We start from the raw sequence: 13,723 nt of genomic DNA on the forward strand, positions 1-13,723 counted from the left end.
GGGCTTCCTGCGCATACGCCTGCCAGCCGCCAATCTGGCGAACCAGGTCGTTGGACTGTCGCCAATTGGTGACCGGCTGCTCGGTGAATGCGCGGTAGCCCTCGAAGGCCGACCGATAGGTGGCCGAGGCGCCGGACGCAGCCTTGGCAGGCGCGGTGCTGTTGGTCTGGGCAGCGGTTGCGCTCTGCTTGACCGCCGGCGATGTAGTGCTCTGCGCGCTGGCAGGGCCGGCCAGTGCCGAACTGGCCAACGCTGCAGCGATCAGCACGGTGTGGTGAGGTGACATGAAATTCCTGCTTGTGCGAGCAAGGCGCGCCGAGGATGGACACACGCTTGCCAGGGAAGGGGAGATCGTTTCGGCGCGCCGGATCTGGCGGCGCAACGACTGGGTCGGTCGGGGCTCATCCAGCTCGCGCACGGCGTGTGCAGGCATGGCGGCGCCGCGCCGGCCCGACCGGCGCTTCAGGAGCGCGACGTTCGTGGCGGCCGCTCGGGCCCGCTCGTCAAGAAGGCAATGGGCGCCTGCGAAGTCCAAGCCATAACGCCCTGGATGGGCACCGCCTCATCGATGATCAGGGTGCGCGATGGCAGCGCGGCGATCGTGCAGCAGCTTGCGCAGACGCTGCACTTCATCTTTCCTGGCTTGCTCAGGTCATGATGCCCGCCACCGTGCTCATCGTTCGGCTGGCTGCTTGAACCGCCGTTAGCGGCGTGATCATCGGCGGGATGGTCGTGGCCGGCATGGTGGTGGCCACGCGCTTCGTGGCCTTCGCCGCCCGCAGGGGACAGGCTGTCGGGTAGCGAGCCAGAGGGTGCCGCGGTCGACTGCACGACTGAGGCAGCGCCGATCGACACGTGGTGATGGTCTGGGCCGCAGCACAGCATCGATGCAGACGCCCATCCCTGCATGGGAAGTGCGAGGGCAAGGAGCCACATCAGCGCTGATCTGAGCCAGGACCGCATTCGCAAAGTCTAGTAGAGCGTCTCGGAAGAGGCATCTGTCCGGGCTGCCTGACTTGCACAAGGCAGCCCACGGTCATAAGCCCAGGCTGATTCAGCGTGCCACCAGCTCCGTCACCTTGATGGCGCCGTCGACGCGGTCGGCCTTGAACTTCACGGCGTCACCCACCTTGAAACCGGAAAGCGTGGCAGCGTCGGCGCGGAACACCATGGTCATGCCCGGCATGCCGAGGTTGTCGATCGGGCCATGCTTGATGGTGACCTTGCTCTGCTCGACATCGATTTTCTTGATCTCGCCCTCGGCGAAGCTGGCGCCCTTGGCTGCGGGCGCGGTCGCCTGCATCGGTGCCGATGCGGCGTCGCCTGCGGCCAGCGCCCACGGGGCGATCGCACCGAGGGAGGCAATCGTCAGGACGGAGAAGATCATTCGGATGGACATGGATAACTCCTGGGAAGCTTGGCTGTTGCTAGGAACCCGCGGGTGCTTGTTCCTCTGGGCGCCACTTTATGCACTTGGCTGGCACTTGAGGGTGACTGCAACATTACGAATTCGTAATGAAAGCCAGGCGAGCCACAGCGACACTTCGACGATGCGCATCCTCGTCACCGAAGACGAGCCTCGGCTCGCGGACTACCTCAAGAAGGGCCTGACCGAAGCCGGCTACGTCGTGGACGTGGCGAACAACGGCGTCGACGGCAGCCATTTGGCAACGGAGGGCGACTACGACCTCATCGTGCTGGACGTGATGCTGCCCGGCATCGACGGCTTCGGGGTCCTCCGGAAGTTGCGTGAAACGCGCAACACGCCGGTGCTGATGCTGACAGCGCGGGACAAGGTCGAGGATCGCGTCCAGGGACTCAAGGGCGGCGCGGACGACTATCTCGTCAAGCCATTCGCGTTCAGCGAGCTTCTGGCGCGCGTGGAGGCGCTGCTGCGACGTGGCGGTGCGGTGACGTCCCAGCCGCTGACGTCGATGCGGCTGGGCGACCTTGAGCTGGATTTGGCGCGGCGCAAGGCGACGCGTGGGGGCCAACGCTTGGACCTGACGCCCAAGGAATTCAACTTGCTCACGCTGATGCTGCGCCGGCAGGGAGAGGTGCTGTCCAGGACGGTCCTCGCCGAGCAGGTCTGGGACATGAATTTCGACAGCGAAACGAATGTCGTGGACGTGGCTGTGCGGCGTTTGCGATCAAAGCTGGATGACCCGTTCGACCAGCCGCTGTTGCACACCGTCCGCGGCATGGGCTACGTTCTGGAAGAGCGCTGATGGGCGGGTGCTGCGATTCTTCGCCGGAGCCGTCCCTCTCCTTGCGCGAGACCATATCGCTGTCCATGCGTTCCATCTCGGGCCGATTGACGTTGGCGGTCGCCATCGTGGGGTTGGCGGTCTTCGTGGTGGTGGGATCGATGCTCCAGTGGGCTCTGCGGCGTGAGCTGGAGCGCATGCGCGACCGCGATCTCGATGGCCGGGCCGACGTCGTTGCCCATTTTCTGGACGAGGTCGAGGCAGGGGACGATCTTTCCGAACTGCGGCATCACCTGGACGACGTGCTGATCGGCGATGGCCAACTGCGCATCTGGTTGATCGCGGACTCAGGCGCCGTGGTCTATGGCGGCAAGACCCGACCTGCAACTCAGCCTGCAGATCCCAACGCCGCGGTGGGAAAGCTGACGATCTGGCGCGAGGACGGCGTGGCGTTGACGGGGCGGTCATTTCGCGTCAAAGCGCATGGCCCTGTGCCCGACGGCATCGCGCTGATTGGTGTCGACACTCGCAGCGACCAGCGCTTGCTCAGTGCGTATCTGGGCGCTCTGGTCTTTGTCTGCGGGCTGGGTGTGGCAGCGCTCTCTGCGCTGGGCGCATGGGTGGCGAGGCGCGAACTGCGGCCTGTGCGCGAACTGTCCACGGAAGCAGCCGCGATTTCGCCACGAGCGCTGTCGTTGCGACTGTCGTCCCAGGGCGTGAGCGTCGAGCTCGAAGACCTGGTCGACAGCTTCAACCGTGCGCTGGACCGGGTGCAATCGGCCTACGAGCACCTGGAAGCGTTCAGTGCCGACGTCGCGCATGAGCTGCGAACGCCGCTCACCACCATGATCAGCGCCACGGAGGTCGAGCTCGCCCGAGAGCGCACGGTCGCAGAGCTGCGCGACACGCTGTCTGGAAACCTCGAGTCCCTTCACCAGTTGACGACGATGGTCAACGACATGCTGTTCCTTGCGCGCGCCGACCAGGGTGGCACGGCGCAGACCTTGGTAGTCACGGATCTGCGACTGGTCGCGGGGCAGGTCGTCGAGTACTTCGACGCGGTGCTCGACGAGCGGCTTCAGCGGGTCGATATCGTCGGCGAGGCTCAAGCGCCTGTGAATGCTGCTCTCGTCCGACGCGCGCTGGCCAACCTGTTGAGCAATGCGAGCCGATACACGCCGGCCGGCCGAACCATCTCGATCCAGCTGAGCACGGTGGCAGCGACCTCCAGCGACGAACGAGTCGCCATCACCGTGGTCAATCCTGGTGAGGGCATCGACCCGGTGGTGCTGCCGCGGTTGTTCGAGAGGTTCTTCCGTGCGGACACATCGCGCCAAGGATCTGCCGAGCATCACGGGCTGGGACTGGCCATCGTCCGCGCGATCGCGCGCATGCATGGCGGGGATGCCTTTGCCGCGAGCGCAGGCTGCATCACAAAAGTTGGCTTCACGCTCCGCACCGCAGAGGCGAGCCCGTTGCCTGGCGATGGGGCCATCGAGCCGCATGGAGACCCATGACGAAATCGTAATCCGCGCGTTGGCCTGGCGTCGGTGCCCGGTTCCTAGAGTTCAAGCGTGCTTCGGGCACTCAACCAACGAAAGGAACACACATGAAGACGCTCATCATCACCACCACGCTGGTCGCCGCACTCGCAGGCATCGCCGCGCCGGTGCAGGCGCGTGACGCGCTGGAAAACGCCGTCAAGACGACGATCGAGCTGCAGGACGGCTCGACGCTGTACGTGTTCAAGGACGGCAAGATGGCCAGGGAAGACTCCTTCGGCCGCGCCGTCTTCCTCAAGGCCGGCGAGACGCTGAAGGCCAAGGACGGCCGAGAGATCAAGGCCGTTGGCAACGAAGTTGCACGCCTGGATTCCCTGTTGCGCGAAGGTCACGGCGGCTGACGTCAAGTTCAGGTCGCGTCAGCTGAGACGGGCACGCAGATTGCCGAGGTTAGGCTCAACTTTCAGGAGCACACATGCGCACCCGTTTCGCCCTACCTATCGTGGTTTCCTTCATCATCGCTGTGCCGGCAGTGAGCTTCGCCCAGACTGACTCGATGGGTATGAAGGGGCAAGCTGATCAAGGCTCACAGCAGCTGCATCAAAAGATGAGAGGCGGCATGGAAAGCATGCAGGCGTTGAAGCCCACAGGCAACGTCGACAAGGACTTCGCGATGATGATGAAGATGCACCACCAACAAGCGCTGGACATGGCCGAGATCGAACTGCGCAATGGCAAGTCGCAAGAGATGCGCGACATGGCGCAGATGATCATCAGCGCGCAGAAGAAAGAGATCGCGCAGTTCGACAAGTGGCTGGCCGCCAACAAGTGACTTCGGTTCTACAGCGCTTGCACGCCGGTCCGGTTTGTTTACCTCGGAGAAAGAAGCCCGGAGGGGCTTCGCAAGCGTCCGACGATCCCGTCTTGTGGCGGATCAGTCAGCGGCCAGTGCGTGGATGATTGGGCAGCCGCCCTTGGTTACCCCCGTGTCGCATTGATGCAGCAGCGCCGTCAGCGCTTTGCGCATCGCTTTCAGGTCGGCTAGCTTCTCTTCGATGACCTGCAGCTTGTGCGCGGCCAGCTCGCGTGTTTCGGCACAGGCGCAGGCCTCGTCGAGTTCGAGCAAGCTGCCCACTTCGTCCAAGGTGAAGCCCAGCACCTGTGCTCGCTTGATGAAGCGCACACGCTTGATTGCATCCGAGGCATAGCGGCGATGCCCGCTCGTCGGCTTGTCGGGTTCGGCCATCAAGCCGCGGCGTTGGTAGAAGCGGATCGTCTCGACGTTCACGCCGGCCTCGTTGGCCAGTCGCCCTATCGTCAGCTCGGTTGTCATCTGAATCCCCTTGACTCCGTACCATGGTACGGACTCTAGACTGTGCGCCATCGAATAAGTTCACCCCGGTGATGGCAATGTTGAGGATCAAGGGTTCGCTGATTGCTAGCGTGCTGGCGGCGGTCGGCGCGTCGGTATGTTGCGTCGGGCCGCTGGTACTGCTGACGCTGGGCATAGGTGGCGCATGGGTCTCCAGCCTGACTGCGCTGGAGCCGCTGAGGCCCTGGCTCCTGGCCACGACGTTGCTTTTCCTGGGCCTGGCGTTCCGGCACCTGTACCTGCGGCCGCAGGCCTGCGAACCAGGTGCTATGTGCGTTGAGCCAATCGTCCTCAAGCGCCAGCGGCTGATCTTCTGGGTTGTTGCACTGGCACTCCTCTCGTTGTTGTCTGTGCCTTGGTTGGCACCGCTTTTCCTCTGAAGGGACTACCCATGCGTAACTTGTTTGCCGCTGTACTTGTCGCAGTGATGCCGTTGGCCGCGCTTGCCGCCACGCCGCAGACCGCCGTTCTCGACGTCCAGAACATGACCTGCGGGCTGTGCCCGGTGACAGTGAAAAAGTCGCTGGAGCAAGTGGCCGGCGTGACTCAGGTGCGGATCGACTTCGCGAAAAAGACGGCCACCGTGACGTTCGACACTGACAAGACCAATGCGACGGCATTGACCAAGGCCACGACCGACGCGGGCTACCCCTCGACGGTTCACAAGTGATAACGACCGCACCTCAATTGGAGTCGATGCTGACATGCCCGGAGTGCAGCCACGCCAAGCGCGAGGTCATGCCGACTGACGCCTGCCAGTTCTTCTACGAGTGCGAGCACTGCAAGACCGTGTTGCGGCCAAAGGCCGGTGACTGCTGCGTGTTCTGTTCGTACGGCTCGGTCAAGTGCCCGCCGGTGCAAACGCAGCGGGGCTGCTCGAGTTGCGGCGCCTGATGGGCGCCAACGGTGCGGCAGCAGCTGCAGCGGCTCATCACCGCGGCAGCGCGCTTGCCCGTATGCAGTGAGCCTGCGAACAGCCAGTCCCAACGGCCCAGCGCGATCGGTCGCGTCTGATTTTTGACGCCGTTCTTAGCTTCCATCTTGTCCAGCCAATTGCCGGTTGGACAAGATCGATAGCACTCCCAAAGCGCTTCTCAAGACGGGTTCGCTGGACGCTTGAGGGGCTTTCTACATTTCTGGGGGCAAGTTCGCGGCGCGATAGCCGAGAAACGATCAGATCTTGAAGTCGTCGAAGGCCACCCGGTCGTCCTCCACACCGAGTTTCTTTAGCAGCGCAAGCATCGCGGCCAGCATCGCCGGCGGACCACACAAGTAGAAATCGCAGGCCTGCAGGTCAGGGTGTGACTGCAGCACTCGTTCCCTCACCACCTCGTGAACCATGCCGAAGGGATGCTCCGTACCTCGCTCGTCCGACAGGACCAACTGCCAACTGAAATTGGGATAGCGCGCCGCCAGCGCCTGCATCTCGTCGACGTAGGGAGCATCGGCAACCGTGCGAGCGCCGTACCAGAAGTGGATGGGCTCTTCGGCACCGGACTCCAGCAGATCCCTCACCATGGCGCGCAATGGCGCCATCCCTGCGCCGCCGCCGATGAAGATCTTCTCCCGCTCGCCGTGGCGAATAGCGAAGTCCCCGAAGGGCCCGCTGTACTTCAGCTTGTCACCCGCCTTGAGGCCAAAGACATAGGACGATCCTTTGCCTGGCGGATGGTTCTTGCCACCCTGTTTGCCGTGGCAGAAGCGCACGAGCAAAGACAGCCGCCCGTTCGTCTGGTGGACCGGTGCCGACAACGAGTAGGACCTGCGCAACAAGCTGCCGCTGGTCCATTGAGTCGGCAGATGCAGACCGGCCCATGCTGGGCGGTGTTCGTCGGGCGATTCGATCTGGTGCTTGCCCATCTTGTAGGCCGGCACATGGATCTGGATGAACGAACCGGGCCGGTAGTCAGGGCCGAGCTTGTCCTTGGGCAGCAGCACGACCTCCCGCAAGAAAGGCGACAGCGCGCGGACGCTTTCGACTTCGGCATCGTGCACGGCCCCAAGTTCGGCACCACCGCGGACTTCGATGTCCAGGTTGCGGTCGAGCTTGAGATTGCAGGCCAGACGGCAGCCGGCTTCTATCCTCGACGGCGAAAGCAGCGCGCGATCCGCGCTGGTTGCGTCGGGAGCTGCTCCGCGCACGCGCACCTCGCACAGACCGCAGGTCTGGCCACCACCGCAGTTGGACGGCAGCTGCAGCCCTTGCTGGGCCAGCGCGGAGAACACGGTGTCGCCGGCGTGGGCACGCACGCTGCGCAGGCGACTGCCATCCGGCGCATGGATCATCAGCGCCCGGGTGCCGCGCCATCGCTTCGGTATGAACTCGGCCAGGCTGAAGCTCGTGAACAGCAACCAGATGCCGCTCAACGCCAGCCAGAATCCTCCGACGGCAGCGCTGACCACGAGCGGATTGTTGAAGTCCTGGCGTCCGCTGTAGTCCATGATGTGGAGCATCCAGAAGAAGTCGAACAGCCGCCAGGTCTTGTTACGGTGCTCCAGCACATCGCCCTGCAAGGTCAGGTAGACGGTGGTGTCTTCTGCGTCCGCGAAGACGACGCGCCACACCTTGCCGTCGTGAGCACGAGTCTCCAGCGACTTGTCGACGAGCTCCGCAGACTTCACCGTGCCCGGGCCGCGGTACGAGGCCTGCGCGAGGCGCTGAGCCAGGGCGGCATCGAGCTCGACCCGCTGGCCGCTGCGGGCGTCGATCAACTGGGTCGACTTCTCGCTGACCAGCCGGTAGACGGGGCGATCCATCAACCAGCCGGTGGAAGCCACCTGGGTCAGGGTACGTTCCTGCGCCAGCAGGCTGCCGACCGGTTGAACATCCTGAGGCCAGGGCCTTTTGGCGGCCGCAGGCGCTCGGAACTCCCGCCCTCGAACCTTCTCAGCATCCAGAAGACTCATCACCAGGCCGCTGCACATCCACAGCACGAGCTGCAAGCCGATCAGCAAACCGATCCACTTGTGAATCTTGCGCATCCAGGGGGTCATGGCTGTGCCCTCCGACGGAAGCTGTAGAACACGAGCCAGGCGCCACTCAGCGCGAACACCAGCCCGGTGCCGGCCGCGACGCGCAGCAGGTTGTTGTTGACGTCGTCGCGCGTGTCGTAGTCCATGATGTGGAACATCCACAGGAAGTCGAACCAGCGCCAGAGATCGTGACGGCGGGCCAGAAGGTCGCCGGTGTCCGGCGAGAAGTACAGCGTCGTGTTGGATCGGTCGTCGAAACGGACGGCCCACATCGGCACCGGCCGCTTTGCCACCTCCTGGGGTGCCTGCGTGATCCAGGTCACCTCGCGGATTTCAGCCTCACCCTGGTAGATGTCCTTGGCGCGCGCAACGATTTGCTCCCTTGCCAACGGGCTCAGCACATTGCCTTTTCGCGCGTCGACGAGGGTTGCCTTGCCGCCGGCACGCAGCTCGTAGACCTCCTTCCCGAGGAACTTCTTGAGCTTCATCGACTCGAAGCCGGGGCGGATCTTGGCGAGTTGCTCGATGTCCAGCCGCTCGCTGACCTGGTCGAGAGGGCCATCGAAGACATGGGCGAGGTGGTCGCCATGGATCACTTCGAGCGATATCGCGGTCATGTACAGGCCACTGACCATCCAGAGCAAGGCCTGGACGCCAATGACAAGGCCGATCCATTTGTGGGCTCGGCGCACCCAGAAGGGTAGGTTCATAGGAGATGTCTCACTGCATTTGATGCGTCACGGGGCACCGCGGGGTGAACCGCGGCGCCCCGCTGGACTTACCAGCGATAGCCGGCGCGAACGTGCCAGCGACGACCTTGGAGGTCATAGGTCATCGTGTCGGTGTTCGCATCGGTATAGGACTTGACGAACGGCGCCTTCTTGTCGAGCAGGTTGTCGACACCGACAGCGAAGTCCAACTGCTTGCTGTAGGCGAACTTCAGCTGCGCCGAGTGGTAGGTGATCGCCGGTGCCTTGGCCCCGATGTCCGTCGGTGCGGCATTGATGTCGTCGGCCGAGCCGATGTACTGCAGCGTGTAGGCCCCCGACCATGCCCCCTTGGCCACCGTCAACGAAGTCAGCGAACGCCATTGCGTATAGCTGCCTCGACCGCCGGTGGTCTTGTTGGTGTAGTCGATGGCAGCGGCGCCTGGGAACGGACGAACCTGGTAGTTCTTCAGGTGCGACACCTCGGCATTGATCGTGCTCGTGAAACCGCCGAAGCTGAACTCGTACAGGCCGCCCAGGTCGAAGCCAGAGATTTTCTCATCGGCCGCGTTGACCGGTTGCGACGACAGGAAGTCGATCTCGCCCGTGGTCTTGTTGCGCGTGAAGCTGGAAGGGCTGCAGAAGATGTGCGTGAGGCCCGGCGTGTTGTAGCAAGTCGCCAGCTTCGTCGATCCGGCCACGCTCTGGATCGCGTTGGTCACCTTGATGTTGTAGTAGTCCAGCGTCACGGTGAGGGTCTTCATTGGAGACCAGACCACGCCTGCGGTCATGGTCTTGGCGTCTTCAGGCTCGAGCTTGGGATTGCCGCCCACCGTGGTGAGGATGGTGTTGCCCAGCTGCTTGAAGCCTGCGGGAACGCCGGCCGCCTTGCAGTTCTGCGACACGACGGACGAGGTCGGTAGCGTGCTCCAATTGCTGCAGGGGTCGGTCGTCGTCAGGTTGCCTTCCGACACGCCGCCGTAGAGCTCGGGGATGTTCGGGACACGGAACGCCGAGGACACGTTGCTCCGGAACTTCAGGCTCGGCACGACTTGCCAGTCCAGGCCAGCCTTGTAGGTGCTCTTGGAACCGAACAGGCTGTAGTCAGAGAAGCGCGCCGCGGTGTTGAACTGCAGCGACTCGACGAAGGGGATGCGCTTGAGCAGCGGCACGGCGAGTTCCGCATAAACCTCGCGTGCCGTGTAGGTGCCGGAGATGGGATCTTGCCGGTTGGTGTTGGCCACGCCGATGACCGTCAGGTTGTCCGGGTTGCGCCAGCCGCTTTCCTTGCGAACTTCTGCACCTGCCGCAAATCCCACCGGACCGGCAGGCAGCGTGAACAGCTCGCCGCTGATGTTGGCGCTGATGCTCTTCTGGTCGTTGCCGCCAGTGTCGCGCGTCGTCGCAAGGATGTAGCGCAACACCTCGGGTGTCAGGTTGCCGTAGCCGAGGTAGTTGCCGCACGGAATCGCGGCGCCAGGTGCCGTACTGCACTTGGTGCGGTCCAGCGTCTGATCGACCCGGTCAAGGTTGGCCACGTTGGTCGTGCCGTCTACACCGGTGTTGCGTCCCCAGTTGACTGCCGCGGACCAGTCCCAGTTGTCGCCAATGCTGCCCTTCACGCCGGCCACGACGCGGAAGATGTTCGATTCCTGCGAGAAGGTCCGGGTGCCAGCCTCTTCAAGTCGCCGGCGCTCGAGCACGAGGCTCTGGCCGGTGGGGTTGGTGGGATGGTTGGCCGCGATGTTGATGGTGCGGTAGACGCCGAGCGAACCGGGGGTGGCCAACTGGTTCGACTCGCGGTGCGAGAACAGCATCTCGGTGAACAGCTGGGTGTCTTCGGTCAGCTTCACCGTGCCGAAGGCGCTCAGGCCCAGGCGCTTGATCGGATTGACCGCGTTCAGCGCCGGGTTGCTGTTGTAGTTGTGCTTCGCCGCCGAGTACGGCTCATACGCGCTCGGATTGCCGCCGGGCGTCTGGTTGAAGTTGACACGCGTCCCGTCGGCGAGGCGGGCCCGCCCACCGATGGTGGCGGAGCTGCCCACGCATTCGAGCTTGCCGTTGACTTCACCCAGGCCGCAGGGTGCGCGGGTGGCCATGTTGATGGCGCCACTCTCTGAATAGTTGATGCCGGTCACGAGCGAGCCGCCAGCGGCCTGCAGTCCCCACGTCAGGTCGATTGCTTTTTCATCACCGTCGCCGCGGGTGGTCTCTCCGTAGCGCACGGAGGCTTCCACGCCCTTCAGACCGGTCTTGGTGATGATGTTGACGACGCCGGCGACCGCATCCGCGCCATAGATCGCCGACGCGCCGTCCTTGAGCACCTCGATGCGCTCGATCATGGCGACCGGGATCATGTTCAGGTCGACGGAGCTGTTGGCACCGGTGCCGCCGTTGACCACGCGGCGGCCGTTGAGCAGCACCAGGGTGCGGTTGATGCCCAGGCCGCGCAAGTTGACTTGGGTCGTGCCGTAGCCGTTGCCGGTCCAGTAGGCGCTGGTCTGGTTGCCGGCGGTGCCGGCCGAGGCGGGCAGCCGCTGCAAGAGGGTTTCGGCGGAGATGGCGCCCGTGCGCTGGATGGTTTCGGCATCGATCATGGTGACCGGGCCAACACCGGAGATCTGGGCCTGCTTCAGGTTGATGCGGCTGCCGGTGATTTGCACCTTGTCCAGTGACGTAGGTGCAGCGCCGGCGTCAGCGGCGGGAGCTTGGGCCGACGCGCTGTTGACGAGAAAGAGGACGGCGGCAGCGACTGCCGTTTGGGTAAGTCTGATGGGCATCATGTACATCCAGTTGGGTGCCTGGCGTCGCCGATTCAGTGGCCGGACGCGATTCAAGGCACCTGCGAACAGTTGTTCGTTGGCGAGTACATGGCGAAGGACGAGCCGGAAGGAATTGGGCTCGAAACGGGGGCGCGATGAGAGAGCCGGCCGTCTATCGACGCATGCGACTCAGCCAAACCTTGTGCCAGCAGTAAGTGCGTGCGCCATCGCGCTCGCAGCCTGCCGGCGGCGGTGCTGAGTCAGCTGGCTCTGGGTGGGCGTTCCTGCCCTGACAGCAGAAATTCCGCTCTCGGTCCCAGGGACTCGGGGAGGAGGGTGAGCGGAAGCGGGAGCGCATCGGTCCCGACATCCGCGTTCATAGCCATGACCGGGCAGGTACCGCAGCCAGAGCATTGGCTGCAGGGCGTCAGATCGCAGCAGTGGTCGCCTTGCTGATCGGCAGAAGCAGCCTTCGCAATCTGGACCTTCGCCTTTGCCTTGGGCTTGGCTTTGGCCATCTTGGCATGAACACCCGACGCGGCCGCGTGCTTGGAGACGCTCGCGCTCTGGGTTGCCTCCCGACGCAGTTCAGCGGACGTCGGAGCGGTCGTTGCCGAAGCAATGACCGCTGTCGCCGGTATCAAAACGGCGAACAAGACGAGGAGCCAAAAGGCGAGGAGCTTCATGCGGCGGCAAGTGAATGTGCTGCATTGCACCAAGCCGTCGGTTGCCTGTCTAGCTAGGGAGTTCCCCGCCGCCTTGGCGTGACTTTTGGCCGCAAGGCCGCAGCCGCCTTCTCCTAGGAGCCGGGGCTATGCCTGAGGTCACCGCCGGTTCACTTGGTCTTTGACGCGCACGCCTTCAACTGTGCTTCGTGGCGCTCTCTGCGCAATTGATTGATGTAGGGACTCGTATCCGCCCGTGGTCCGTGGTCGAGTTGCAGCACCAGTGGGTCCACACGACATTCGCCTTGTGCACCTGATGGGGGCAAGGAACTGGCATGTTGGGCAGGTTGGACAGCGGCCTGCTTGTCCTTCCGAGCCTTCTCGATGATCTGCCAATCAGGGCCTGCCAGCGCTGGTGCAGCGGCTGAAAGAGTGAATGAGCCGATGAGGGTGATGAGTAACTTCTTCATGATGAACTCCTTCGTGGACTGGCGGGGTACTGCCAGCACGCGCATTGATGAACCGGTGTCGCTCAGCGACCGGCGTAGAACTGATGAAACGGTGAGTTCGCGCGGCCCAGCTCGCCTCGGTACGGACGTGCTCAGACGCTCGCCGTGTGTTGGCGTAGTGGGGATGACGTGACCCAGCGCGCGTGTCTGCGCGGCTGGCCAACGGAGTCAACTCAGCGCGCGCTGCGGCAAGGGATCAAAGTCGGAAGCAGCAGTGTCGAATCGCAATGGGCGGCGCCGTCGTGCGCTGCAGGAACGACGCCTGCTCGGCTGCCGGGAGTGGCAAGGCGACAAGGGGTTGCAGCGGGAGAAGGATGGTCGAGACGATTGCGACAGCCGGTGTGACCGTCGGCACTTCTGGCTTGTCCAGCGACGACTTGCCGTCAAGGCAATGCGCGTGGCAAAGACCGAGGCTGGCAGCGTCCGGCTGATCGCAGCCAGGCATCTTCGATGCTGGTGCCTGGTCAGCAACCCAACTATCGGGGGCGCCCTCGCTTTGAAGGTCCGGACAGGAATATGACGCCACGGCCGCCTGCATGAACAGCATGCTGAACAGCGCGATGAGCGCGGTCAGGATGCGGTGATTGCGGGACGTTTTCATGTTCATAGATTAGGTCGTGGCTACCGGCTTTTCCTTACGTTTTCAGCCTGCCAGGCCAAGGCTGAGGAGCCAGTTCTTCCACTGTAGACCTTCCCATAGCAGGAAGGTCAAGCCCCATTGCAGGGCGCCCGATCGACCACGTCACCCTGTGTGAGGCATCGGCGCGCGATATGCCGACAATTTGCTGCGGCCGGCCGCGTCCGAGACCCTCCCTGCAGCAGCTCCAGGAGATTGGCCCCGAACACGAACCGTCCGGGATACGCCGATCCTCAATCCGCTCAGCTTCAAAATGACCGGCGTGCGCCACGGCTCGATGCCGGCCAGGCGCCGAGTTGCCGCTAACCTTGTTGCCACCCATTCAAAGGGAGAGTGCAGGTGTGTGAGACGGTCATCGAGAAAGAACATGCTTCGCGTATCGCGAGGCG

16 protein-coding genes are annotated in these 13,723 nt (G+C 63.6%); 7 read left to right on the plus strand and 9 right to left on the minus strand.

Going from position 1 to position 13,723, the window contains the following annotated elements; all coding sequences use genetic code 11:
• Positions 1–462: 462 nt before the first annotated feature.
• Both AC3WOE_RS03750 and AC3WOE_RS03755 read right to left on the minus strand, forming a co-directional pair.
• Positions 463–963, minus strand: coding sequence for a hypothetical protein (locus AC3WOE_RS03750; protein ID WP_492688354.1), 501 nt, complete (start codon positions 961–963; stop codon positions 463–465).
• 91 nt (positions 964–1,054) lie between these two features.
• The gene (locus tag AC3WOE_RS03755; protein ID WP_268149155.1) at positions 1,055–1,399 is read right to left on the minus strand and encodes a copper-binding protein; all 345 of its coding nucleotides are present in this window, start codon (positions 1,397–1,399) and stop codon (positions 1,055–1,057) included.
• 151 nt (positions 1,400–1,550) lie between these two features.
• On the opposite strand from AC3WOE_RS03755, the gene AC3WOE_RS03760 reads away from it, so the two are divergent.
• The 4 genes from AC3WOE_RS03760 (at position 1,551) to AC3WOE_RS03775 (ending at position 4,541) form a co-directional block, all read left to right on the plus strand.
• A complete protein-coding gene (locus tag AC3WOE_RS03760; protein WP_492688355.1) occupies positions 1,551–2,228 on the plus strand; it encodes a heavy metal response regulator transcription factor in 678 nt (225 codons plus the stop codon).
• A 65-nt stretch (positions 2,229–2,293) separates the two neighbouring features.
• Positions 2,294–3,724, plus strand: coding sequence for a heavy metal sensor histidine kinase (locus AC3WOE_RS03765; RefSeq protein WP_492688356.1), 1,431 nt, complete (start codon positions 2,294–2,296; stop codon positions 3,722–3,724).
• Positions 3,725–3,816: 92 nt separating this feature from the next.
• Positions 3,817–4,110, plus strand: coding sequence for a CopK family periplasmic copper-binding protein (locus AC3WOE_RS03770; protein WP_492688357.1), 294 nt, complete (start codon positions 3,817–3,819; stop codon positions 4,108–4,110).
• A 74-nt stretch (positions 4,111–4,184) separates the two neighbouring features.
• Entirely contained in the window at positions 4,185–4,541 is a 357-nt protein-coding gene (locus tag AC3WOE_RS03775; protein ID WP_492688359.1) for a DUF305 domain-containing protein, read from the plus strand.
• Positions 4,542–4,643: 102 nt separating this feature from the next.
• Here AC3WOE_RS03775 and merR read toward each other — a convergent pair whose 3' ends face one another.
• The gene (merR, locus tag AC3WOE_RS03780; protein ID WP_492688360.1) at positions 4,644–5,042 is read right to left on the minus strand and encodes a mercury resistance transcriptional regulator MerR; all 399 of its coding nucleotides are present in this window, start codon (positions 5,040–5,042) and stop codon (positions 4,644–4,646) included.
• A 77-nt stretch (positions 5,043–5,119) separates the two neighbouring features.
• Here merR and AC3WOE_RS03785 point away from each other — a divergent pair, with 77 nt between their 5' ends.
• Genes AC3WOE_RS03785 through AC3WOE_RS03795 form a run of 3 tightly spaced genes read left to right on the plus strand, consistent with a single transcriptional unit; the run spans position 5,120 to position 5,975 of the window.
• Positions 5,120–5,461 (plus strand): mercuric transporter MerT family protein, encoded by a 342-nt coding sequence (locus tag AC3WOE_RS03785; protein ID WP_492688362.1) that lies wholly within the window; start codon positions 5,120–5,122, stop codon positions 5,459–5,461.
• 11 nt (positions 5,462–5,472) lie between these two features.
• Complete coding sequence (gene merP / locus AC3WOE_RS03790; protein WP_492688364.1) at positions 5,473–5,751, plus strand: mercury resistance system periplasmic binding protein MerP; 279 nt, start codon at positions 5,473–5,475, stop codon at positions 5,749–5,751.
• Positions 5,752–5,777: 26 nt separating this feature from the next.
• Positions 5,778–5,975, plus strand: coding sequence for a GDCCVxC domain-containing (seleno)protein (locus AC3WOE_RS03795; RefSeq protein WP_268149454.1), 198 nt, complete (start codon positions 5,778–5,780; stop codon positions 5,973–5,975).
• A gap of 279 nt (positions 5,976–6,254) precedes the next feature.
• Here AC3WOE_RS03795 and AC3WOE_RS03800 read toward each other — a convergent pair whose 3' ends face one another.
• From AC3WOE_RS03800 to AC3WOE_RS03825, 6 genes are all read right to left on the minus strand, one after another.
• The gene (locus AC3WOE_RS03800; protein ID WP_492688365.1) at positions 6,255–8,075 is read right to left on the minus strand and encodes a 2Fe-2S iron-sulfur cluster-binding protein; all 1,821 of its coding nucleotides are present in this window, start codon (positions 8,073–8,075) and stop codon (positions 6,255–6,257) included.
• A complete protein-coding gene (locus AC3WOE_RS03805) occupies positions 8,072–8,764 on the minus strand; it encodes a PepSY domain-containing protein (RefSeq protein WP_492688366.1) in 693 nt (230 codons plus the stop codon). The genes AC3WOE_RS03800 and AC3WOE_RS03805 overlap by 4 nt, the downstream gene beginning before the upstream one ends.
• A 68-nt stretch (positions 8,765–8,832) precedes the next feature.
• The gene (locus AC3WOE_RS03810) at positions 8,833–11,541 is read right to left on the minus strand and encodes a TonB-dependent receptor (protein WP_492688367.1); all 2,709 of its coding nucleotides are present in this window, start codon (positions 11,539–11,541) and stop codon (positions 8,833–8,835) included.
• A 242-nt stretch (positions 11,542–11,783) separates the two neighbouring features.
• Complete coding sequence (locus AC3WOE_RS03815) at positions 11,784–12,209, minus strand: hypothetical protein (RefSeq protein WP_492688368.1); 426 nt, start codon at positions 12,207–12,209, stop codon at positions 11,784–11,786.
• Between the two features lie 149 nt (positions 12,210–12,358).
• Entirely contained in the window at positions 12,359–12,658 is a 300-nt protein-coding gene (locus tag AC3WOE_RS03820; protein ID WP_492688370.1) for a hypothetical protein, read from the minus strand.
• A gap of 235 nt (positions 12,659–12,893) precedes the next feature.
• On the minus strand, positions 12,894–13,298 hold the full coding sequence (locus AC3WOE_RS03825; RefSeq protein WP_492688372.1) for a hypothetical protein: 405 nt from the start codon (positions 13,296–13,298) through the stop codon (positions 12,894–12,896).
• Positions 13,299–13,723 lie beyond the last annotated feature (425 nt).

The sequence above is a fragment of the Roseateles sp. FW305-36 genome (genome assembly GCF_058787015.1).

Excerpts from the sequence above, each read along its gene's own strand:
- merR (WP_492688360.1), bottom strand. The coding sequence starts at position 5,042 with ATGACAACCGAGCTGACGATAGGGCGACTGGCCAACGAGGCCGGCGTG.
- AC3WOE_RS03785 (WP_492688362.1), top strand. The coding sequence starts at position 5,120 with ATGTTGAGGATCAAGGGTTCGCTGATTGCTAGCGTGCTGGCGGCGGTC.
- AC3WOE_RS03800 (WP_492688365.1), bottom strand. The coding sequence starts at position 8,075 with ATGACCCCCTGGATGCGCAAGATTCACAAGTGGATCGGTTTGCTGATC.
- AC3WOE_RS03765 (WP_492688356.1), top strand. The coding sequence starts at position 2,294 with ATGCGTTCCATCTCGGGCCGATTGACGTTGGCGGTCGCCATCGTGGGG.
- AC3WOE_RS03760 (WP_492688355.1), top strand. The coding sequence starts at position 1,551 with ATGCGCATCCTCGTCACCGAAGACGAGCCTCGGCTCGCGGACTACCTC.
- AC3WOE_RS03810 (WP_492688367.1), bottom strand. The coding sequence starts at position 11,541 with ATGCCCATCAGACTTACCCAAACGGCAGTCGCTGCCGCCGTCCTCTTT.
- AC3WOE_RS03805 (WP_492688366.1), bottom strand. The coding sequence starts at position 8,764 with ATGAACCTACCCTTCTGGGTGCGCCGAGCCCACAAATGGATCGGCCTT.
- AC3WOE_RS03770 (WP_492688357.1), top strand. The coding sequence starts at position 3,817 with ATGAAGACGCTCATCATCACCACCACGCTGGTCGCCGCACTCGCAGGC.
- AC3WOE_RS03815 (WP_492688368.1), bottom strand. The coding sequence starts at position 12,209 with ATGAAGCTCCTCGCCTTTTGGCTCCTCGTCTTGTTCGCCGTTTTGATA.
- AC3WOE_RS03775 (WP_492688359.1), top strand. The coding sequence starts at position 4,185 with ATGCGCACCCGTTTCGCCCTACCTATCGTGGTTTCCTTCATCATCGCT.
- merP (WP_492688364.1), top strand. The coding sequence starts at position 5,473 with ATGCGTAACTTGTTTGCCGCTGTACTTGTCGCAGTGATGCCGTTGGCC.
- AC3WOE_RS03825 (WP_492688372.1), bottom strand. The coding sequence starts at position 13,298 with ATGAAAACGTCCCGCAATCACCGCATCCTGACCGCGCTCATCGCGCTG.
- AC3WOE_RS03750 (WP_492688354.1), bottom strand. The coding sequence starts at position 963 with ATGCGGTCCTGGCTCAGATCAGCGCTGATGTGGCTCCTTGCCCTCGCA.
- AC3WOE_RS03820 (WP_492688370.1), bottom strand. The coding sequence starts at position 12,658 with ATGAAGAAGTTACTCATCACCCTCATCGGCTCATTCACTCTTTCAGCC.
- AC3WOE_RS03755 (WP_268149155.1), bottom strand. The coding sequence starts at position 1,399 with ATGTCCATCCGAATGATCTTCTCCGTCCTGACGATTGCCTCCCTCGGT.
- AC3WOE_RS03795 (WP_268149454.1), top strand. The coding sequence starts at position 5,778 with ATGCTGACATGCCCGGAGTGCAGCCACGCCAAGCGCGAGGTCATGCCG.